General features: G+C 64.5%; 17 protein-coding genes. 13 read left to right on the top strand and 4 right to left on the bottom strand.

The genetic code is table 11. The annotated features are described in order from the left end of the window. Positions 1–22: 22 nt before the first annotated feature. Entirely contained in the window at positions 23–337 is a 315-nt protein-coding gene (fliE, locus tag OA2633_RS04820; RefSeq protein ID WP_009801365.1) for a flagellar hook-basal body complex protein FliE, read from the top strand. A 98-nt stretch (positions 338–435) separates the two neighbouring features. Here the strand turns inward: fliE and OA2633_RS04815 are convergent, their stop codons facing one another. Both OA2633_RS04815 and OA2633_RS04810 read right to left on the bottom strand, forming a co-directional pair. Continuing rightward, a complete protein-coding gene (locus OA2633_RS04815) occupies positions 436–3,534 on the bottom strand; it encodes a TonB-dependent siderophore receptor (RefSeq protein WP_009801364.1) in 3,099 nt (1,032 codons plus the stop codon). A 221-nt stretch (positions 3,535–3,755) separates the two neighbouring features. Then, positions 3,756–5,636, bottom strand: a complete 1,881-nt coding sequence (locus OA2633_RS04810) for a DUF885 family protein (RefSeq protein WP_193371800.1) — start codon at positions 5,634–5,636, stop codon at positions 3,756–3,758. 204 nt (positions 5,637–5,840) lie between these two features. Between OA2633_RS04810 and fliQ the strand changes: the two genes are divergently transcribed. The 11 genes from fliQ to OA2633_RS04755 all read left to right on the top strand — a co-directional run bounded on the left by fliQ (position 5,841) and on the right by OA2633_RS04755 (position 19,241). Beyond that, positions 5,841–6,104: a flagellar biosynthesis protein FliQ gene (fliQ, locus tag OA2633_RS04805; RefSeq protein ID WP_009801362.1), complete on the top strand. Its 264-nt coding sequence runs from the start codon at positions 5,841–5,843 to the stop codon at positions 6,102–6,104. 5 nt (positions 6,105–6,109) lie between these two features. Then, positions 6,110–6,868, top strand: a complete 759-nt coding sequence (gene fliR, locus OA2633_RS04800; RefSeq protein ID WP_009801361.1) for a flagellar biosynthetic protein FliR — start codon at positions 6,110–6,112, stop codon at positions 6,866–6,868. A gap of 10 nt (positions 6,869–6,878) precedes the next feature. Beyond that, complete coding sequence (gene flhB, locus OA2633_RS04795) at positions 6,879–7,955, top strand: flagellar biosynthesis protein FlhB (protein ID WP_009801360.1); 1,077 nt, start codon at positions 6,879–6,881, stop codon at positions 7,953–7,955. Between the two features lie 139 nt (positions 7,956–8,094). Further along, positions 8,095–10,698, top strand: a complete 2,604-nt coding sequence (locus tag OA2633_RS04790) for a PAS domain-containing sensor histidine kinase (RefSeq protein WP_009801359.1) — start codon at positions 8,095–8,097, stop codon at positions 10,696–10,698. Positions 10,699–10,830: 132 nt separating this feature from the next. Continuing rightward, a complete protein-coding gene (recA, locus tag OA2633_RS04785) occupies positions 10,831–11,913 on the top strand; it encodes a recombinase RecA (RefSeq protein WP_009801358.1) in 1,083 nt (360 codons plus the stop codon). Positions 11,914–12,083: 170 nt separating this feature from the next. Further along, entirely contained in the window at positions 12,084–14,744 is a 2,661-nt protein-coding gene (gene alaS / locus OA2633_RS04780) for an alanine--tRNA ligase (RefSeq protein ID WP_009801357.1), read from the top strand. Beyond that, positions 14,744–15,184 (top strand): nuclear transport factor 2 family protein, encoded by a 441-nt coding sequence (locus OA2633_RS04775; RefSeq protein ID WP_009801356.1) that lies wholly within the window; start codon positions 14,744–14,746, stop codon positions 15,182–15,184. Before alaS ends, OA2633_RS04775 begins: the two co-directional genes overlap by 1 nt. 66 nt (positions 15,185–15,250) lie before the next feature. Further along, positions 15,251–16,174 (top strand): hypothetical protein, encoded by a 924-nt coding sequence (locus OA2633_RS15205; protein ID WP_009801355.1) that lies wholly within the window; start codon positions 15,251–15,253, stop codon positions 16,172–16,174. Beyond that, entirely contained in the window at positions 16,174–17,049 is an 876-nt protein-coding gene (gene sigJ / locus OA2633_RS04765; RefSeq protein WP_009801354.1) for an RNA polymerase sigma factor SigJ, read from the top strand. Before OA2633_RS15205 ends, sigJ begins: the two co-directional genes overlap by 1 nt. Positions 17,050–17,157: 108 nt before the next feature. Then, a complete protein-coding gene (locus tag OA2633_RS04760) occupies positions 17,158–18,891 on the top strand; it encodes a cation:proton antiporter (RefSeq protein WP_009801353.1) in 1,734 nt (577 codons plus the stop codon). After that, positions 18,891–19,241, top strand: coding sequence for a hypothetical protein (locus tag OA2633_RS04755; protein WP_009801352.1), 351 nt, complete (start codon positions 18,891–18,893; stop codon positions 19,239–19,241). The genes OA2633_RS04760 and OA2633_RS04755 overlap by 1 nt, the downstream gene beginning before the upstream one ends. Here OA2633_RS04755 and OA2633_RS04750 read toward each other — a convergent pair. After that, on the bottom strand, positions 19,238–19,549 hold the full coding sequence (locus OA2633_RS04750; protein ID WP_009801351.1) for a hypothetical protein: 312 nt from the start codon (positions 19,547–19,549) through the stop codon (positions 19,238–19,240). The genes OA2633_RS04755 and OA2633_RS04750 overlap by 4 nt on opposite strands. A 143-nt stretch (positions 19,550–19,692) precedes the next feature. Beyond that, entirely contained in the window at positions 19,693–20,916 is a 1,224-nt protein-coding gene (locus tag OA2633_RS04745) for an NADP-dependent isocitrate dehydrogenase (RefSeq protein WP_009801350.1), read from the bottom strand. A 129-nt stretch (positions 20,917–21,045) separates the two neighbouring features. Between OA2633_RS04745 and OA2633_RS04740 the strand changes: the two genes are divergently transcribed. Continuing rightward, positions 21,046–21,810, top strand: coding sequence for an RNA methyltransferase (locus tag OA2633_RS04740; RefSeq protein WP_241760692.1), 765 nt, complete (start codon positions 21,046–21,048; stop codon positions 21,808–21,810). Positions 21,811–21,952 lie beyond the last annotated feature (142 nt).

Genomic DNA, 21,952 nt, shown 5'->3' with positions numbered 1-21,952 from the left:
GGCTCTAGAAAGGGGCTGACCCATGGATCTCGCCGCCATCCGCGCCTATACCGCCGCCGCTCAACAGGCTGCCGGCGTACAACCTGCATCCCAGACCAATCCCGTCAATGAAGCCCAGGGCGGCGATTTCGGCGATATGGTCATGAATGCGGTGGAATCTGTTCAGCAGACGCTGCAGCAGTCTGAAACCCTGACGGCGCAGGCCGCCACCGGCCAGGCGGAGCTTGTGGACGTCGTGACCGCAGTCGCCGCCGCCGAGGTGCAGCTGGAGAGCGTGGTCGCTGTCCGCGACCAGGTGATCCGCGCCTACCAGGAAATCCTGCGCATGCCGATCTAGAGGCGTCTGGCGGAGCCAGCCGGACTTTCCCGGCAGCGTGTGCAAAAGAAAACCCCCGGAGCCAGGCTCCGGGGGTCTCTTTTTGGATGCAGCGCCGCCTAGAAGGTGGCGTTAACGCCAGCGTAGAAGAAGCGGCCACGCGGCCCGGCGGGACGCGAGTACTGACCCAGATAGGGTTCTTCATCAAAGGCGTTGTTGATGCCGCCATAGATCTCCAGCTCGTCCTTGAGGAAGTAGGAGATCGAGAAATCATGCACCCAGGCGCCGTCGGCATGGGTGATGTTGGCGAAGTTCGGATCGCTCTCGAGGTCATCGAGCTCAATGCCGCCCAGCAGCTGTTCGGATTCGTAACGACCCTTCCAGCCCAGCGACAGATCGCCGATCGCCCAGGTGGCGTTGAGATTGAAGATCCATTCCGGACGGCTCATCGTCGTCAGCACGTCGGTGATTTCATCCGGCGCGGACACATCGCGGGTTTCCTCATTGGAGAGGAAGTTGGTGCCCAGCGAGGACAGGCGCAGTTCGCCGGCGTCCTCAAGGCCGAGGATCGAGGGCATGTCGAACGCATACTCGATGCGCCAGTCAATGCCGCTGGTCTCAACCGCCGCAAGGTTCACGAAGCCCGAACGGAAGCCGGTGATGAAGCCGATGGTCGGATCACGGTCGATCGCGGCGCAGAACTGGTTGTTGATCGTGGGAGCGTCCACGCAGTTCTGGGCGATGTCGAACGCGCCGAGCTGGTCGATCAGCCCGTCGATCTCGATCTTGTAGTAGTCGACCGTGACGGTCAGACCGTCGAACAGGCCGCCGAAATCCTCCACCGGACGCCAGATCGCGCCCAGGGTGAAGCTGTCGGCTTCTTCCGGCTCGAGGTCCGGGTTGCCGCCGCTCTGGCCCGGAATACGCGCGGAGACGTAATCGGTGGAATTGTAGGTGTCGATCGGAATGCCGATCAGCGCCTCACAGTTCGCCCGGCGGAACTGGCTGCCTGCATCGATGAACTGCGGGTTGCAGGGGTCGTTGCTGGCGCCCAGCGACACCGTGAAGTTCGGCGAGAAGGCCTCGGTGATGTTCGGGATCCGGACGGCGCGGGACAGGGTCGACCGGACAGTCAGTGAGTCGATGATCGTCCAGCGTGCGCCGACCGACCAGGTGTCGGTCTCGCCAAATGTGTCATAGTCGGAATAGCGATAGGCACCGTTCAGCTCGAAGTCCTGGATGAACGGGACATCGGAGATGATCGGAACCTGAAGCTCGCCGAAGAATTCGGACACTTCGATGAGGCCCGAAGACGCATTGGTCGGACCGCCATTGGAGTTGATGGTGCCGAACGTCAGGCCTGCCGCGCTGTAGGCGTCCGGCGTGAAGGCGCTTTCTTCCTTGCGGTACTCATAGCCTAGAGCGAAGCCGATCGGGCCGGCGGGCAGGGAGAAGAACTGCTCGGACGTGCCCGACAGGGTCGCCAGGAAGTCACGTTGTTCGATCTCGTTCTGCGCGGTTGCGGGCTGGAAGATGAAGTCCGCCGCTTCCTGGCTGATCGAGTTCGCGCCCATGATGTTGATCGGCACGCACTGGCCGTCGCCCGGCGTGAAGGTCGTGATCTGGAAGCCGGCGTTCTGCGCAGGATAGGGCGAGGACGGCGGCACGTTCGCCGTGGGATCGATGTCGGAACGGCAGACGATGTCGCCGGTCGACGGATCGATCACTGCGTCAATGGCGGCGAAGTAACGGTCTTCAAGACGCAGACGCGAGGTGATGTCCGCATCGGTCCGACCGTAGGTGTAGGACATTTCCCAATCAAACCCGAGCTGCGGGATGAAGCCGCGGAACCCGGCCACGCCGCGCATGGTCTTGCGCTCCGCCACAGGGTTGGAGCGGGTGGTGGTGTCCAGAACATCGCGGGAAATCGCGATCACCGGGTCAATGCCTTCCGCCCGCAAGGTGGCGAGCTGGGCGCGCAGGGCGGCCGGAATGAAGGGGTTGTCCTCGGAGATCGGAATATCGTCGTTGAAGCCGTTGACCTGATTGCTCTCGATCGTTTCCGTGAACACGTATTTGGCGTCCGCGAAGAACTCGACATTCTCGGTCAGCTCATAGCTGAATGCGGTCTGGAACAGGAAGCGGTCGGTCTGGGGCAGCAGAAGCTCGTCATCGGGCTCGGCGAAGACGCCGTCGCCGCCGCTTGCGTTGAAGCCGTCGATGAAGATATCGCCCGGATTGTACGGACGCAGCGTGCCGGTCTCGTCAACGATCTGGCAGGTCGGGATGCCGGCGAGGCCGAGGGTGTCACAGCCGGGCACGCCGCCGCTGGAGACCGCTTCGACAAAGGCGCTGGCGCCGCCATCGCCCAGGGCGATGATGCCGTAATGGCTCGAGATCGGCAGCCGGTAATTGGGCAGCCAGACATTGGAGAAGCGCGGATCAATGCCGGTCGCAGGGCCGTTGGGCACCAGCGAGAAGAGGCCTGTGCCGCCAAAATCGCGATCCCCCGCCTCGATGGATTCGGTGGATTGATATTCCGCCGCAAACACGATGTCGGCGCGGCCGTCCGCGCTTTCGAAACCGTTGGCCAGCGAGATGAAGTACTCTTCCGCGTCGCTTTCGCTCGAAATGCCGGCCTGGGTGCGGACTTCCATGCCGTCAAACGAGGCGCCGTCACGCATGATGAAGTTCACGACCCCGGTCACGGCGTCGGCGCCATAGACGGCCGAAGCGCCGCCCGTCAGCACCTCAACACGGCTCAGAAGCGCGGTGGAGATGGTGTTCACATCCACCGAGGACGTGCCTTCAATGCCGGCCACATGGCGGCGACCATTCTCGATGACCAGCGTCCGCGTGGTGCCCAGATTGCGCAGGTTGAGCAGCGAGGCGCCCAGCGGCGTGCCGTTGAAGGCGGAGAAGGTGCCCGGCAGCGAAGCCTGCAGCTGGGGTGATTCGCGCAGCAAGGCGGTAATGTCGATCTGGCCCGACGTCCGGATATCGTCGCCCCCGACAGCGACAACCGGGCTCGGCGCCTCCAGGGTGCCATCGCTCTGGATGCGCGAACCCGTAATCACAATGGTGTCACGGGATTGGGCCTCATCTGCAGTCTCGTCTTCCGCAGATTGCGCAAAGGCTGGCGCTGCGATGAGCGCACTCAAGGAAGCCCCGGCCAGGGCGAGGGCCCGAAGGCCTCGGCTCTTGGTAAATTCAGTCATAAGTCTTTCCCCATTTGGGCCCGGTTTCGTTAAACTTCAGGCCAAAGTGAAACTTTGGACAGGTTAGGGAAGGGTCGGCAAGGCCAAAATTGTCCGAACGTATGGGGGTATTCGGGGTGCCTCATGGTGGGGCGCCATTGCGCGACAACCGGGCATGAAAAACCCCGCAAGGCTGCAGTCCTTGCGGGGCTTCTGTGCGAAAGCAGGCTGGTTTGAGGGGGCTAGCCCGCTTTCACCGTCGCGATCCAGGCGTTCACTCGCTCTTCCAGCATGGGAAGCGGGAGCGGCCCGGCGGTCAGAACCGCGTCGTGGAAGCCGCCCCAGGTGAACTCATCGCCGAGTTCTTCCTGAGCGTGGAACAGGAGGTCCTGGATGAACATCATGCCGGTCTTGTACGATACCGCCTGGCCGGGCCAGACGATGTAACGCTCGACTTCCGGCGTGATGTCACCTTCCGTCATTGGGGTGCTTTCCAGCATGTAGTCAATGGCTTGCTCACGCGTCCACTGATAGTGGTGAATGCCGGTATCCACCACCAGGCGCGCCGCGCGGAACACCTCATAGGACAGGCGACCGAAGTCCGAATACGGATCCTCGTAAAAGCCCATCTCCTTGCCCAGCCATTCGGTGTAGAGCGCCCAGCCCTCGCCATAGGCGGAGTTCCAGGCAAAGCGCTGGAACATCGGCACATCCTCGAGTTCCTGGGTCAGGGCGATCTGGAAATGGTGGCCCGGCGCGCCTTCATGCAGGGAGAGGCTTTCCAGCAGATAGGTCGGATTGTCCTGCATTTGCGACAGGTTGACATAGTAATAGCCGGGACGGGAACCGTCGAGCGCCGGCTGGTTGTAGAAAGCGCCGGTTGCGGTCGCTTCACGCCAGGCTTCCACCGCACGTACTTCCAGCGGCGCTTCCGGCAGGGTGTCGAAATAGGCGGGGGCGACCTCCATCACATGGTCGATCACCGCCGTGGCGCGATCGAGATATTCCTGGCGGCCTTCCGGCGTGTTGGGCAGCTGGAACTGCTCTGCGGTGCGCATATAGGCGAAGAAGTCCTGCACCGAGCCTTCAAAGCCCACTTCGGCCATGATCTCGCGCATCTCGCCATGGATTCGCTCCACTTCGGCGAGGCCGCGTTCGTGGATCTGCTCCGCGGTCATGTCCGGAATGGTGGTGAACTGCGCCAGGGAGGCGGCGTAGGCGGCTTCGCCGTTGGGCAGCTTCCAGACCCCGGCGCGATCATCTGAGATCGCTTCCATGCGATCCAGCGCGGCCAGATACCGTTCCATGGCGGGAACATAGACGTTCAAAAGGGCGTCCTCGGCGCGCATGATCAGATCCGCCTTGGCGGCGTCATCGATCTCCAGCGCGTCGACCTTGCTCTTGAAGTCGGCGAACAGCGCGCTGTCCTCGGCGCCTTCCTCGAACGGCGCGCCGGTGAGCTGGGACCGGGCGGACGCCGTCAGACGCGGATAGGCGAAGAGCGGCAGGGTGACGCCGTTGGCGGCGCGCGCCTCGGCCTGAGAGGTGAGCGTGTCGATGACTTCGCCAATGCCTTCCAGGCGAGACACATAGGCTTCGGCATGGGCTTGGGAGCCGACCCGGTGATTGTTGATCAGGAAGGTCGTCAGTTCCGAGACCGAATCCCCCATCGGGGAGAAGACATAGCGGCTGTCGCGGACAGCGAACTGGCGCGCATCGTTTTCCGACAGCTGGATGGCGAAATCATAGGACACCTTGCCGGCGTCGGTGAGCGCCTCGCGGTCAAAGCGGGCCTGCATCTCCTCGGTCTGGCGCTGGCCGCGTTCGTAATTCTCGATCTGGGCGGAGTCCGAGCGATCGTCCCAGCGGCCGTATGCTTCGGTGTCCTCAATCATGCCCAGATAGGTCTGGGTTTCGGGCGAGCGGGCCACCTCGTCCATGAAGACTTGCTGGAAGTAGGCGTAGAGACGCTCGGTTTCGGTCTGTTCGGCCTGGGTTTCGGCCTGCGCGGCGGCGCTGCTGACGCTGGCGGCGTTCGCGGCCATGTGCGCGCCGTCATGGGCGTGGCCTGCGGCGGTCATGAGCGCGGCTGAGGCCGCACTGCAAAGAAGAAGCTTGATCATCATGGTCTCCCCTTGGGCGGCCCCCGGACCGCGTGGTTGGCGTCATGCTGCACCTTTGCGGTGCGCGCGCCAATGAGAGCGAACATGACAAATACTTTAACCGGCAAGCGCCAACGCGGCGCGGCGCGTTCCGCCTTTGCGTTTTTTCATAGAATCCGTGCATGAAGGTCCCACAAGTGAGCGCGCATCAGAAGGAAGCGCAGGATGACCGCGGGCGAAGTCCTTGATATCGGCGCAGAGGCCATCTGGGTCATGCTGGGCATGGCGGCCCCCGTCATGCTGATCGGGCTGGCGGTGGGCGTTCTGATCGCCCTGTTCCAGGCGCTGACGCAAGTGCAGGAAATGACGCTGGTCTTCGTGCCGAAGATCATCGTCATCTTTCTGGCGCTGCTGATCTTCCTGCCCATGATGGGCGCGCTCCTGAACGGCTTCATGCAAACCATCGCCGACCGAATCGTCGCAGGCTGACGGCCATGCTGGCCGGTTTTGACCTCTCCCTGACCATCTTCGCCGCCGCCATGGTGTTCGCCCGCATGGGCGGCATCCTGATGCTGATGCCGGGCATTGGCGAAACCTCGATTCCCGTGCGCCTGCGTCTGGCCTTCGCCCTGGCCTTTTCCTTCGTCATCGGTCCGATCGTCGCGCCGTCGCTTCCCGCGCCGCCGGATACGCTCGCCGGGGTCGCCATCACGGTCGGCCTGGAAACCCTGATCGGCGTGATGATCGGCGCGGCCTCGCGCATCCTTCTGACGGCGGGCGCCATTGCCGGCCAGATCATCGGCTATCAGACCGGCCTCGCCATGGCGCAATCGTTTGACCCCGCACAGGGGCAGGCCGGCGTGCTGCCCGCCCAGTTCCTGAACCTCATCTTCATTGTCATCGTTCTGGTGACGCCGCTGCACCAGGAGATGCTGCTGGCGGCGGCGGGGTCATATGAGCTGATGCCGGCGGGGCAGCCGCCCATGTGGGGCGACGCCGCCTACTGGGCGCTGGAGCTTTTCATCGACGCCTTCGTCATCGGGGTCCAGATCGCCAGCCCGCTGATCGTCTTTGGTCTGGTCTTCTATCTGGGGCTGGGCGTGCTCTCGCGTCTGATGCCGCAGGCGCAGATCTTCTTCATCGCCATGCCGCTCAACATCCTGATCGGCTTTTCCATCATGGCCATGTCGCTGGGCGCCATGGTGATGCTGTGGACGGATCGCTACGAGCGGTTCGCCTCGACGCTGAACTGAGGCGGGCGCGATGGCCGAAGGCGAGGACAAGTCAGAAAAGACCGAAGAACCGACAGACCGCAAGCTGCGACAGGCGCGGGAAGAAGGCGATGTTCCCAAATCCCAGGAAGTGTCGGGCTGGTTCACCCTGACCGCGGGGCTGGCCATGCTGGCCTTCCTGGCGCCGGGGATGGTGACCAATCTGGCCGAAATGCTTCTGGTGTTTCTGGCCCAGCCCCACGAGCTGGCGGTGGACCCGACCGGGGCGGTGACGTTGGCGGCGGCGACCGCCATGCGTCTGGTGCTGGTGGTGGGACTGGCCTTCGCCACCCTTCTGGTCGCGGCGATCTTCGGAAATCTGGTGCAGACCGGCGTGATGTTCACCCCCAAGAAGATCGCGCCCAAGCTCGACAAGCTCGATCCGATCAAGGGGCTGACCCGCATGTTCGGGCCCGAGGGCTGGATGAATTTCTTCAAGGGCGTCGGCAAGATGACCATTGTCGGTCTCGCCATCGCCGCCGTGCTCTGGCCCCGGCGCAACGAGCTCGCGGTGCTGCCGGGCGTGGCGCCGATCGGCATTCTGCAAGAGGTCTATTCCGCCGCCATCCAGCTTATGATCGCGGCCCTGATCGCCTACACCGCCATCGCCGTCCTCGATTTCCTGTTCCAGCGCAAGCAGTACATCGACCGGCACAAGATGAGCCGGAAGGAAATCCGCGACGAGATGAAGGACACCGAAGGTGATCCGATGATCCGCGCCAAGCTGCGCCAGATCCGGCAGGAGCGGGCGCAGCGCCGGATGATGGCGCGGGTGCCGGACGCGGCCGTGGTGATCACGAACCCGACCCACTACGCCGTGGCGCTTGAATATGAGCAGGGCCGGACGCCCGCCCCGATCTGCGTCGCGAAGGGGACGGACGAGGTGGCGCTGCGCATCCGGGCGCTGGCGGAAGAGCACGACATACCCATTGTCGAGGATCCGCCTCTGGCGCGCGGCCTGTTCGCCAGCGTCGAGCTGGAGGAAGTCATCCCGCCCGAACACTTCACTGCGGTGGCGAAGATTATCGGGTATGTTCTGATGCTGGCGGGCAAGGGACCCAAATCCTGACCGCAGCGCTCGAATGCGCGCGACGGGCGTTTGCGGACCCTGACGCTGAAGTATGGTTAACTTTAACCTGTGATGATGCGCGTTCGAATCGTGGACTCGCCACCGCGCCAACCCCGGCCTGAACCCTTCGGAGCCTGTCATGTCAGACCTCCCGCTTTCCGCTCAACGCGCTCCGTCCGCTTCGGAGGCCTCGCCCTCCGCCGAGATCGGGCGGGAGGCCGAGTCCGCCCCCGCCGAGAGCCCTCTGACCCGACCGCTGACCCGGCTGATCTTCTGGACCGCGAGTCTGGGCGCGCTGATTGCGGCGGCGGTCGCGATCTTTGCAGGCGCCGGAGCGGGATGGAATGGCGTGATCCTGCTGTCCGGCATCGCATCGGTGGCGCTCTTGCTGATGTATGCGCTGGCGGCGGGCGAGACGGCGGGCCGGTCCCTGATCGAACCGACGGAACGCAAACGCGCTGCGGGCGGCCAGGCGGCGCACGCCATGGCGGTCTGGCCGGACCCCGTGCTGATTACCGACCCCCAGGGGCGGGTCGCCTGGGCGAACGCCGCCTATGTGAAGCTGGCCGAGGCGCTGGCGGGAGTCGGCGCCGACAAGACGCCGGCCGCGCCCGAACGCCTGTTCAGCGGCGCCGGGGCGGGGGCCGTCTATCGTCTCAATCGGGCTGCGAGTGCAGGCGAACGGGCGCGTGAAGTGGTTGGACGCATTCCGCTGGGGGGCGGAGAGAGCGTGGTCTATGCCGCCGATGTCTCCGTGCTGGAGGATGGCGGCGTGCTCTGGCGCTTTTCCGAGCTGCGCGACGAGGGGCCGCTTGAGGCCGAGGACACGCCCGACTGGGCCGATCATGCGCCGGCCGGTCTGTTCAGCGCGGACGCCGAAGGCCGGATCCTCGCAGCGAACGCCACCTTGCGTCGCTGGCTCGGCGTCAGCGAGGAAGCCGTGCTGAAGCTGCAGGACATCACGTCGGGCGACACCGCCTCCGCCTTTGCCCAATCGCGCGGCGCCGACGGGGTGACGCGCCTGGATGCGCGGCTCAGGCATTTCGATGGCGAGGAAAGCCCTGTGGTCATCTGCGTCAGCTGGAATGACGACCGCCCCGCCAAGGCGCGCGCGGTGGTTTATGAGCTTTCCGTCACAGGCGCGCCTCCGGGCGTGGCGGTTCCGCACGCCGTGCAGGAAGCCTCTCCGGTCGGAACCTCGCTTGCGGGCGGGTCCTTTGATGAAATGTTCGCCACTGCGCCGTTCGGCGTGGCGCGACTGGATGACGCCGATCCCGCCGTGGCGGTGATCGAGGACGCCAATCCGGCGCTTCTCAAGCTCTCGGGCGGCGCGGCGGTGCCCGGCGCGACCTTTGAATCCCTGTTCGAAATCGGCGGGGATGGCCGGATCGACAATGTGCTCGCCTCCGCGCTCGCGGGCCGCGGCGAGCCCAGCGAAGTGCGCCTGAAGGCGGGCGAGGATGGCGAGCGCGCGGTGCAGGTCTTCCTGTCGCCGTCGCGTGAGGGCAAGCGGGTCGCCTATGTGGTCGATATCTCGTCCTGGAAGGCGCTCGAGCAACAGGTCGCCCAGGCCGGCAAGATGCAGGCGGTGGGCCAGCTCGCCAGCGGCGTGGCGCATGATTTCAACAACATGCTCACCGCGATCCGCCTGAATGTCGGCGAGCTCCTGAACCGGCACCCGGTGGGCGATCCGTCCTATCAGGACTTGCAGCAGATCAACTCCACCGTCACCCGTCAGGCAGGGCTGGTGCGCAAGCTTCTGGCGTTCTCGCGCAAGCAGACCTTCCGCAACACCGTGTTCGATATTTCAGATGTGTTGTCGGACTGCTCGATCATGCTGGGCCAGATCCTGGAAGAGACCGTGCGGCTCGATATCAAGCATGGCCGCGACCTGCCGCTGGTGCGCGCGGATCGCAACCAGATCGACAATGTGCTCGTGAACCTCGCCACCAATGCCCGCGACGCCATGAAGTCCCAAGGCGGCGGCGTGCTGACCATCACCACCGCAGCGGTCTCCGCCGAGGATGTGGCCCGCGCCGGGGCGCCGAACCCCAAGGATGGCGACTGGGCCGCGATCCATGTGTCCGATACCGGCGCCGGCATGGATGAGGCGACGCTGAAGAAGATCTTCGAACCGTTCTTCACCACCAAGGAAGCCGGGCAGGGCACAGGGCTGGGGCTTGCGACCGTCTATGGGGTGGTCAAGCAATCGGGCGGCTTCCTGTTCGTGGACTCCGAGGTTGGCAAGGGGACGACCTTCCACATCTACCTGCCCGGCCATGTGCCGAGCGAGGAAGAGCAGACCGAGCTGGCGCGCGAGGAAGCGGCCAAGACCGCCGAACCCGTGCCGTCCGATCTCGCCGGCAAGGGGCGTATCCTGTTCGTGGAGGACGAGGACGCCGTGCGCGCCATCGCCGCCAAGACGCTGGTGCGGCGGGGCTATGAGGTCGTCGAGGCCTGTGATGGCGAGGAAGCGCTGGAAATCCTCGAGGAAGAGCCCGAGAGCTTTGATCTTCTGATTTCCGACGTGGTGATGCCGGGGCTGGATGGTCCGGGCCTTCTGAAGGAGGCGCGGCATCTCCTGGGCAATGCGCGAATCGTCTTCATTTCCGGCTACGCCAAGGAAGAGTTTTCCGACACGCTGTCGGACGATCTCGAGATTTCCTTCCTGCCCAAGCCGTTCGACATCCAGCAGCTCGCCGAGCGCGTGAAGGAAGAGCTCGCGGCGCGCCAGCGGGCCTAAGACGCTGATTGCGCTGGGCGGAAGCGGGTGTTCCACCGCGGAATATGTTCCTGTTGCGTTCCCGGAACAAAATAAGTACGGTTGGCTTCATTGCCCGACTCGGTCGGGCGTGAAATAAGGAGGGCCGACCTGATGGCACAGTCAAATCTGCGCGTGGTGAAAGACGGCGACATGGATAAACAAAAAGCGCTTGAAGCGGCCCTGACTCAAATCGATCGCGCCTTCGGCAAGGGCTCGGTGATGAAGCTGGGCGCCAAGCCGGACCAGGATATTCAGGCGATTTCCACCGGCTCCTTGGGCCTGGATATCGCGCTGGGCGTGGGCGGTCTGCCCAAGGGCCGGATCGTGGAGATCTACGGCCCGGAAAGCTCGGGCAAGACCACGCTCGCTTTGCACACCGTGGCGGAATGCCAGAAAAGCGGCGGCACGGCGGCCTTCGTGGACGCCGAGCATGCGCTGGACCCGGTCTATGCCCGCAAGCTGGGCGTGGATGTGAGCGAGCTTCTGGTCTCCCAGCCGGACGCCGGCGAACAGGCGCTCGAGATCGCCGACACGCTGGTGCGCTCCGGCGCCATTGACGTGCTGGTGATCGACTCCGTGGCGGCGCTGACCCCGCGGGCGGAGCTGGAAGGCGATATGGGCGATTCCCTGCCCGGTCTTCAGGCCCGCCTGATGAGCCAGGCGCTGCGCAAGCTGACCGCTTCGATCTCCAAGTCCAAATGCCTGGTGATCTTCATCAACCAGATCCGCATGAAGATCGGCGTGATGTTCGGTTCGCCCGAAACCACGACCGGCGGTAATGCGCTGAAATTCTACTCCTCTGTGCGTCTCGACATTCGCCGTATCGGCGCGATCAAGAACCGCGACGAGGTGATCGGCAACCAGACCCGCGTCAAGGTCGTGAAAAACAAGGTCGCGCCGCCCTTCCGCGAGGTCGAGTTCGACATTCTCTATGGCGAAGGCATCTCCAAGACCGGCGAACTGCTCGATCTCGGGGTGAAGGGCAATATCATCGAGAAATCCGGCTCCTGGTATTCCCACGACTCCGAGCGCATCGGTCAGGGTCGGGAGAATGCGCGCCAGTTCCTGCTCGACAATCCCGAGATCGCCGACCGGATCGAGGCGCAAGTGCGCAAGAATGCCGGCCTGATCGCTGACGAATTGCTGGTCGGTCCGGGCGAGGATGATGATCTGGACGACGAAGCCACCGGCTAGGGCTGCGTTGAAACTGCCGCATCACCCCTGATTTCGGTGATGAATATACAACGGGCGCTTGGCTTGACCGGGCGCCCGTTCGTATATGGGGGAGAACCGACACCCAAGGGCCGCCGCACCAGCAGGCGGCCATCCTCTCAAACGCCGCGCGCCAGCGCCCGGAGTGCCCCATGACCGCCTTGCGCGATATCCGAAGCCAGTTTCTCGATTTCTTCGCCAAAGAAGGCCATGAGATCGTCCAGTCGGCGCCGCTGGTGCCCCAGGATGATCCCACCCTGTTGTTCGTGAACGCCGGCATGGTGCCGTTCAAGAACGTGTTCACAGGCGCCGAGCGTCGCGACTATGTGCGCGCCACGAGCTCGCAGAAATGCGTGCGCGCGGGCGGCAAGCACAACGATCTCGATAATGTGGGCTATACCGCCCGCCACCACACCTTCTTTGAAATGCTGGGGAATTTTTCCTTCGGCGACTATTTCAAGGACAACGCCATCGAGTTCGCCTGGAAGATGGTGACCCAGGAGTTCGGCCTGCCCAAGGACAAGCTGCTGGTCACGGTCTATTCCGAGGATGATGAGGCGGCGGCGCTGTGGCGCAAGATTGCGGGCCTGTCTGACGACAGGATCATCCGCATTTCCACCTCGGACAATTTCTGGTCCATGGGCGATACCGGCCCGTGCGGTCCGTGCTCGGAAATCTTCTTTGATCACGGCCCGGACATCTGGGGCGGCCCTCCCGGCACGCCGGAAGAGGACGGTGACCGCTTCATCGAGATCTGGAACCTCGTCTTCATGCAGTTCGAGCAGCAGGCGGGCGGCGAACGCATCAACCTGCCCAAGCCCTCCATCGATACGGGCATGGGGCTCGAGCGCATCGCGGCCGTACTGCAGGGCGTTCACAACAATTATGACGTCGATCTGTTCAAGACCCTGATCAACGCCTCTGAAGAGGCGCTGAAGGTGAAGGCCGAGGGGGATGCGCTGGCGAGCCACCGGGTCATCGCGGACCATCTGCGCTCAACCTCCTTCCTGATCGCCGACGGCGTCACGCCGTCCAATGAAGGCCGGGGCTATGTGCTGCGCCGGATCATGCGCCGCGCCATGCGCCATGCGCACCTTCTGGGCGCCAATGAGCCGGTGCTGTTCGGTCTGGCGAAGACCCTGTCTGACGAGATGGGCGAGGCTTTCCCCGAACTGCCGCGCGCCCTGCCGGTGATCGAGGAGACCCTGCGCGGCGAGGAGGAACGCTTCCAGCGCACGCTGGGTCGCGGTCTGACCCTGCTCGATGAAGCGACCGCCAATCTGAAGGAAGGCGATGCGCTGCCGGGCGAGACCGCGTTCAAGCTTTACGACACCTATGGCTTCCCGCTCGATCTGACCGAAGACGCGCTGCGCACGCGCGGACTGAGCGTTGATCATGCCGGGTTTGACGCCGCCATGGAGCGCCAGCGCGCCGACGCGCGCGCCAGCTGGACCGGGTCTGGCCAGGCGGCGCCCGAAGCGCTCTGGTTCTCGGTCCGTGATCGTCTCGGCGCGACCGACTTCGTCGGCTATCACACCCATGACGGTCAGTCTGAGCTCACCGCCATTGTCTCCGATGGCGCCGAGCAGTCTGAACTCTCTGCAGGCCAGGGCGCCGAGCTGATCTTCAAGTCCACGCCCTTCTATGCCGAAGGCGGCGGCCAGATCGGCGATGCGGGCGTCATCACCTTCGACAATGGCGCCAGGTTCATCGTCTCTGACGTGCAGAAACGCGCGGGCTCCATCTACGCCCATATCGGCGTGCTGGAAGAGGGCGGGATCAAGATCGGGGACGCCGCATCCCAGTCTGTGGACGCCGAGCGCCGCACCAAGGTGCGCGCCAATCACTCCGCCACCCACCTTTTGCACGCCGCCTTGCGCGATGTGCTCGGCCCGCACGTCACCCAGAAAGGCTCCTATGTGGGCCCGGACCGGTTGCGGTTTGACTTCTCCCACGCCAAGGCGCTGACCGAGGCCGAGACCGCCGCCATCGAGGCGCAGGTCAATGCGGTGATCCGGCAGAACGCCGAGGCGAAAACCGCCGAGATGACGCCCGAGAAGGCGATTGAGGCCGGCGCGCTGGCGCTGTTTGGCGAGAAGTATGGCGAGACGGTGCGCGTGCTGGCCATGGGCGACTCGCTCAAATCCGACGACAAGGCCTATTCGGTCGAGCTGTGCGGCGGCATCCACGTCAATCGCACGGGCGACATCGCTCTGTTCAAGATCGTGGGTGAAAGCTCCGCCGCGGCGGGCGTGCGCCGTCTTGAGGCCGTGACCGGCGAGGCCGCGCGTCAATGGCTGGAAGCCGAGGCGAACAAGGCGAAGGATGCGGCTGCGGCGCTGAAAGTGCCGACCGTGGAGCTGGTGGAGCGCATCGAGGCGCTGCAGGCCGAGCGCAAGACGCTGGAACGCCAACTCGCCGAAGCCAAGAAACAGCTCGCCATGGGCGGGGGCGGGGGCGGCGGCGCGGCGCCGGCCGGTCCTGAAGAGATCAACGGGATCAAGCTGATCGCCCGTGTGGTCGAAGGCGTTGGCGGCAAGGATCTGCGCGGTCTCGTGGACGAGGCGCGCAAGCAGATGGGCTCGGGTATCGCGGCCTTTGTGGGCGTCAATGACGGCAAGGCCGCGCTGGCCGTGGGCCTGACCGACGACCTCACAGGCTCGATGAGCGCGGTTGATTTCGTCCGCGCCGGCTCCGCCGCAGTGGGCGGCAAGGGCGGCGGCGGCCGTCCGGACTTCGCCCAGGCGGGCGGCCCGGATGGCGACAAGGCTGAAGATGCCTTGGCGGCCATTCGTCAGGTTCTGGCGGGCTGATGGTCAAGCGAGCCAAACCCGGCGCCGATATCCAGCTGACAGGCGACAAGGCGGCGGCGAAACAGATCGCCGCCGCCCGCGCCGCCTTCAATCAGGCGCTGTCCGAGCGGGATTTCAGCGCCATCGAGGCGGCCCTGTGCGAGGATTGCACGCTCGTGCCCGGCGATGACGCCGAGCTGATGGCCGGGCGCGACGTCCAGCTGGACGCCTGGCGCTCCATCATCAATCAGGCGCCCAATGTCAGCTATCTGCGCACGCCCATGCGCATCGATGTGGGCGAGGACGGTCTGTTGGCCGCCGAGACCGGCCGCTGGAAGGGCGATTGGTCCGCGCACGGCGTCCACGTGCGCTATTCGGGCCGCTACTTTGCCAAATGGCGTCTGGATGGCGATGGCTGGCGCATCGCGTCGGAAGTCTTCGTGACGCTCAAGCGCGGATAAATCACAGCCCGTCCGTCACATCAGGGAGCAGTCATCCGTCAAGTCTTCCAGCAAAGGGAGACTGACATGATTGCACGACTGATCGTTTACGCCTGCGCCCTGGTCCTGATCGCCACCGGGCTGACCATGCTGTTGTCCGGCCCGCTCTGGTATGCGCTGACGCCCGGCGTGCGGATGACCGGGCCCTACAATGCGCACTTTGTTCTTGATATCGGCTTCGCCTTTCTGGCGTCCGGCGCCGTTCTGGCCGTCGGCGCCTGGATGGGCGCGCGAGGCCTGATGATGGCCGGCTTGAGCTGGCCTGCGCTTCATGCGGGCTTGCATGCCGTCGGGCTGGTCGCCATGGGCCCGACCAGCCTGGGGGCGCTTGGGACTGATCTCTTCGGTGTCATCGCCCCTGTGATCGCCGCCGGTTTCGCCCTTTTCAGAGTGCCTGCGCTCGCTCCCGGAATTGGGGGGCGAAACCTGCAGCACAAGCTGACAGAGCGCTTCGAGCGGCAATGGTCCTATGACGCCAGCTATCTGCACGAAATCACCGAAATGGCGCCGGACACGCTGGTGCGCTTCCAGCAGTTTCAGGGACTCGCGGCCTTTCAGGGGGCGGCGCCGGACCTGCTGACCGCCGGGGCGACGCTGGGCGCCATGCTGGAAGAGGATTGCGGACCTTGCGCCCAGCTGACTGTGGACATGTTGCTGGCCCGCGGGGTCAGCCCCTCCGTGATCAACGCCCTGATCGATGGAGCGTTCGATCGCACGGAAGACAGCGCAGCCCTGGGCTTTCGCTTTGCCCAGGCCCTGATGCGCCGCGATGACGCCGTTCAGGGCTTGCGTCACGCCATCATCCGCCAGTATGGCCAGAGCGCCGCGCTCGCCGTGGCCTATGCGGTTCTGGTGGCTCGCAGCTATCCTCTGCTCAAGCGCGCTCTGGGACACGGGCAGGCCTGCCTGAGGCTCAGGGTGGATGGCGAAACGCGAACGGTGCAGTCCTGATGACACAGACAGCCGTCTTTGAAGCCGAACGGCCTTCGCTCATGGCGCTCGCCTATCGGATGCTGGGCGAGCGGGCGATCGCCGAGGATGTCGTTCAGGAGGCCTGGCTGCGCTGGCGCAAGGTCGAGCCCGAGACGCTCGACCAACCCGCCGCCTGGCTGCGCACGATCACGACCCGTCTCGCCATTGACGCTTTGAGACGGGCGCGATCGCGCAGGGAGTCCTATATCGGACCCTGGCTGCCCGAACCCGTTCTGGAAGACCCGGCCAGCGACTTCACGGCGCGGCTGGAGACGGTTCAGCAGGCCGAGCTGGCGCTGGTCTGGGTGATGGAATTCCTGACGCCCGACGAACGCGCCGCCTTTGTCCTGCATGACACGTTCGAGGAGCCCTATGCGGTGATTGCGTCAGTCTTGGAGAAGAGCGAGACGGCCTGCCGCAAGCTGGTCAGCCGGGCGCGGGCCAAGACCGGCGCCGCCCCCATGCAGCTTGGCGCCTCCCGGGATGCGGTGATGGGGTTGCTGGAGCGTTTGATGCAGGCGAGCGCCAGCGGCGACCTTCAGGCCATTCGCGATCTTCTGGCCCAGGATGTGGTGGCGATCTCTGATGGCGGGGGCAAGGCGCGCGCCGCGCTCAGGCCGCTGTATGGCGCCGATGAAACCGCCCAGGTCATGCATGCTCTGGCGACCCGCAAGCAGATCGGCGCCAGACCTGTGCTGGTGATGGTGAACGGCGCGCCGGGCATGGCGATTCTGGAGGGGGGCGCGCTGGACCATGTCACGACGCTGGCGCCGTCGCGTCAGGAGCCGTCCCGCATTGGCTGGCTCTACACCATGCGCAATCCGGACAAGCTTCCGGTCAAGCGGCCCGGATAGATCAGAGCGCATTCGCCGCACCCCTTTTGTCCGCCTCATTCATAAAGCGTCGGCATTTTCCCGTTTAGGGTTAATCTCGACGTCAATTCGGGCGATGAGGGGCGCATCATGGAACACGGGCATGGCTATGAAATCTGGCTGAAGGATGCGGTGGTCTTTCTGATCGCCGCCGGCGTTGTGGTGCCGCTCTTTCGCCTCTTCAAGCTCAGCTCGGTTCTGGGATTCCTCATCGCGGGCCTGGCGCTTGGCCCGTTTGCGCTAGGCGGACTGGCCGAACGCTTCAGCGTGCTGGAATGGGTGACGATCTCCGAGCCTGAGGCCGCCAAGCCCTTCGCGGAATTGGGCGTCCTCTTCCTGCTCTTCCTTCTGGGGCTCGAACTCTCCTTCAAGAGGCTCTGGCAATTGCGCCGCGCCGTCTTTGGCGCGGGCGGGCTGCAGGCTTTCGGCAGCGCCGCCATTCTGGGCGCCGCATGCTTCTTCATTGGTCAGACCGCGCCCGCAGCGCTTGTGATCGGTCTGGCGCTGGCGCTGTCCTCGACCGCCATCGTCATGCAGATCATGGCCGAGGAGCGCCGGACGGCGGCGCCGGTGGGCCGGGCGTCCCTGGCGGTTCTCCTGATGCAGGATATCCTGGTGGCGCCCATCCTGATCCTGGTGGGCTTTCTGACCCGAGATTCCGGCGCCGATCTGGGCGAGGCGCTGCTGAGCGCCCTGTTCCAGGGCTTGCTGGCGCTCGCCTGGATCCTGCTGCTGGGGCGTCTGGTGTTGCGACCGGTCTTCCGGCTGGTGGCCAAGGCGGGCGGCCGGGATCTCCTGATGGCCCTGACCCTGGCGGTCGTTGTGGGCGCTTCCATGCTGACCGCAGGCGCCGGCCTGTCCCTGGCGCTGGGCGCGTTCCTGGCCGGGCTCATGCTGGGCGAGACCGAGTTCAAGCACCAGGCTGAAATCGATCTGGAGCCGTTCAAGGGGCTGTTGCTGGGCGTCTTCTTCATGACGGTCGGAATGGGCCTCGATCTGGGCGCAGTCTGGCAGAATGCGGGTGTCGTCATCGCGGGCCTCGTGGTCATGCTGATCGTCAAGGCCCTGCTGGTCTATCTCGCCTGCCGCCTGTTCGCGGGCGATCATAGGCTTTCGCTGGAAGCCGCCTTCCTGCTGGCCCCGGCCGGCGAGTTCGCCTTTGTCGTTCTCGCCACCGCCAGCGCGGGCGACATTATCCCCGCTGACATTTCAACTCTGGTCGCGGCCATCGCGGGACTGTCCATGCTGATGACGCCGGCCCTGGCCGCCCTCGGCCGCAAGCTCGCCTCTGAACCCGAGGATGCGCAGGGGCAGGGCGAACTGCCCGCTGACCTTCTGGAGCTGGAGGGCCATGTGATCATTGCCGGGTTCGGCCGAGTCGGACGCACCATGGCGCGGGTGCTGGAAACCGAGAATGTCTCCCTGATCGGGCTCGACATGAACGCCCAGAAGGTCGCCGATGGCCGCAAGGAAGGCTGGCCCGTCTATTATGGTGATGCAGGCCGGGAAGAGTTTCTGGAGCGGGCCGGGGCTGCGCGGGCGGACATGTTCGTCGTGACCGTGGACAATCCCCAGAAGGCCTCCGACATGGTGCGCACGGCGCGTCGCTTGCGCCCTGACGCGCTGATCCTGGCCCGGGCGCGCGACCGCCGCCACGCGGCGGAGCTGGAAGCGGCGGGCGCCAGCCATGTGACCCTGGAAACCGCCGAAGCGGCGCTTCAGCTTGCCGGCCGGGCGCTGGAGGATATGGGGCTGAGCGCGGACACGGTGCGCGACCGCCTCGCTGCGGAACGCGAGGATGTCTACGCCTCGGAGGTCGTCTGATGAGCCAGAGTGTCAGCTTCCAGGCGGTCGCCAGCGATGCGCTCGTGTTCTGGGAACGCGGCCGGGTGATCTACAACGCCATCCTGCTGATGGCGGTGCTGACGGTTCAGGGTCTGGACGTGGTCAACTGGAATGCGTTCGGGCTCAGCCTGCCCGAGCTCATCGTCATGGCGATGGCCGCGAATGTGCTCTATTGCGCAGGCTATCCGGCAGACCTTCTGGTGCAGATGTCCCGCTTCCGCGCGCCCTGGCGGCACGGGCGCTGGTTGCTCTGGGCTCTGGGCACGGGCTTCGCCCTGATGCTGGCCCTGCTGTTCCTGCTGGGCCAGCAGCCAGAAACCGTCGGCTAGTTGGGGCGGTCGTCCAGAATGTCGCTCGGACGGCGACCCGCGAGATCTTCGGGCACGCCCATGGCGCGGTCGCGGGCATAGCGATCCTCGAACTCTTCCTGACGGCGCTGGAAGTCTTCCGCGTTCTCGTAGCGCTCGGTCCGAGCCGCTTCCATGCTCCGCTCGATGCAGAGATCGCGCGCATCCCTGTCGCTGATCTCCCGGCACTGGGTAAAGGCGGCGCGCCGGTCATAGGTGTCGACGGACACGCACGCCGACAGGGCGAGAGGGGTGATCAGACTGAGGACCACAAGGCGGCGAGGTTTCATGACGGCCTCCGTGAATTAAAGTGAGACTTTAACACCAAAGGGCCTGGTGCGCGCGAGTGAATTTTTGGACAGCGGATGGAGAACGCAAAAAGGCCGGGCGTTCGCCCGGCCTTTCCACAAGATCATATGTGAGGCGGAACGCCTTACACCTTGTCTTTCATGACCTCGGCGAAGCGCTCGGCCACGGTGTCGAGGAACCCCTCGGTGGACAGCCAGCCTTGCTGGTCGCCGACCAGCAGCGCCAGGTCCTTGGTCATGTAGCCCGCTTCCACCGTCTTGATGATGGTCTGCTCCAGGCTTTCCGCGAACGCTTCGACCTGCTCGTTGCCATCCATCTTGCCGCGGTATTTCAGGCCGCGGGTCCAGGCGAAGATCGAGGCGATGGAGTTGGTGGAGGTCTTCTCGCCGCGCTGGTGCTGGCGATAGTGACGGGTCACGGTGCCGTGCGCGGCTTCCGCTTCCACGGTTTTCCCATCCGGCGTCATCAGCACGGACGTCATCAGGCCCAGCGAGCCGAAGCCCTGCGCCACGGTGTCGGACTGCACGTCGCCGTCATAGTTCTTGCAGGCCCAGACAAAACCGCCGGACCATTTCATCGCGGCCGCCACCATGTCGTCGATCAGGCGGTGCTCGTAGATGATGCCCAGCTTGTCGAAATCGGCCTTGAACTCGTTCTCGTAGACTTCCTGGAAGATGTCTTTGAAGCGGCCGTCATAGGCCTTCATGATGGTGTTCTTGGTGGACAGGTAGACCGGCCATTTACGGTCGAGGCCATAGCGCAGCGAGGCGCGGGCGAAGTCGCGGATCGACTCGTCCAGGTTATACATGCCCATGGCCACGCCTGCGCTCGGGAAGTCGAACACTTCGTGGGTGATCGGCTCGCCGCCGTCAGACGGGGTGTAGGTCAGGGTCAGCTTGCCCGGACCCGGCACCTTCATGTCGGTTGCCTTGTACTGGTCGCCAAAGGCGTGACGGCCGATGACGATCGGCTTGGTCCAGCCCGGAACCAGCCGGGGCACGTTCTTGATCACGATCGGCTCGCGGAACACCACGCCGCCCAGAATGTTGCGGATGGTGCCGTTCGGCGACTTCCACATCTGCTTCAGGCCGAATTCCTCCACCCGCGCTTCGTCCGGGGTGATGGTGGCGCATTTCACGCCGACGCCGTAATGCTTGATGGCCTCAGCGGCCTCAACGGTGATCTGGTCGTTGGTCTCATCGCGCTTCTGGACCGACAGGTCGTAGTATTTCAGGTCGATGTCCAGATAGGGCAGGATCAGCTTTTCCTTGATCAGCGCCCAGATGATGCGGGTCATCTCGTCGCCGTCGAGTTCGACGACCGGATTGTCGACTTTGATCTTGGCCATGAAGCGTGTCTTCCATGTTCTATGGGCATGTGGTGACGCAGCTCGGGAGTGCGACATGCCGTGTCGAGGGGTGGACGAATGTGTGGCGGGTGTCTAGCACCGCCTCGCGTGAAGAGAAAGAGGGCGCCCGTGACTGAGTCAGACCCGACCATGGTCGAACCCCAGACCCCTGTATTCATCCTGGTCGAGCCCCAGATGGGCGAGAATATCGGCGCGGCGTGCCGGGTGATGGGCAATTTCGGGATCCCGGAGCTGCGGATCGTCAATCCCCGCGACGGCTGGCCGAACCCGAAGGCCGTCTCCATGGCGACCTCCTCACCGGTTCTTGATGACGCCCGTGTCTTCGATACGCTCGAGGAGGCGGTCGCCGATTGCCAGCTGCTATTCGCGTCCACCGCCCAGCCGCGCAACATGGTCAAGCCGGTCTTCACCGCGCGTGAGGGCATGGCCGAGATCCGGGGGCATGTGGAGGCCGGGCAGCGGGTTGGCGTCTTGTTCGGGGCCGAGAAGTCCGGCCTGCCCAATGCGGCGATCACCTTGTCGAATGCGATCATCACCTTGCCGGTGGACCGCAGTTTCAGCTCGCTCAATCTCGCGATGGCGGTCGGGGTGTTCGCCCATGAATGGCGAGCGGGCGAGCCCACGCCCGAGGATTTCAAACCGCTTGATGACCGGGCGACAGAACAGGAGATGACGGCGTTCTACGCCCATCTCGAGCAGGAGCTTGATCGCGCAGGCTTCTTCTATCCGCCGGAAAAGACGCCTCTGATGATGCAGAATCTCATCAACGCATTTGCGCGGGGAGGGTTAACGCAGCAGGAGGTCCGGACCCTGCGCGGGGTCATCAAGGCGCTCGCCATCGGACGCGGCAAGGCGCGTATTGAACGCGAATAATCAATTAAATCCAGAAGTTGATTGGGCTTTGCCAAACATCGCCTGGCGCGATCCCCTGTGGCGGGAACAGGCGCACGTGATTTACAATCCTGAGCCGAATTTGCGTCATCCTGCAAGCCTGTGAAGTGCTTACAGGGAGAGC

The sequence above is a fragment of the Oceanicaulis sp. HTCC2633 genome (assembly GCF_000152745.1).
Taxonomy (GTDB): Bacteria; Pseudomonadota; Alphaproteobacteria; order Caulobacterales; family Maricaulaceae; genus Oceanicaulis.
The sequence above is the reverse complement of the archived record's forward strand: the minus strand, read 5'-3'. Positions and strand labels throughout refer to the sequence as shown.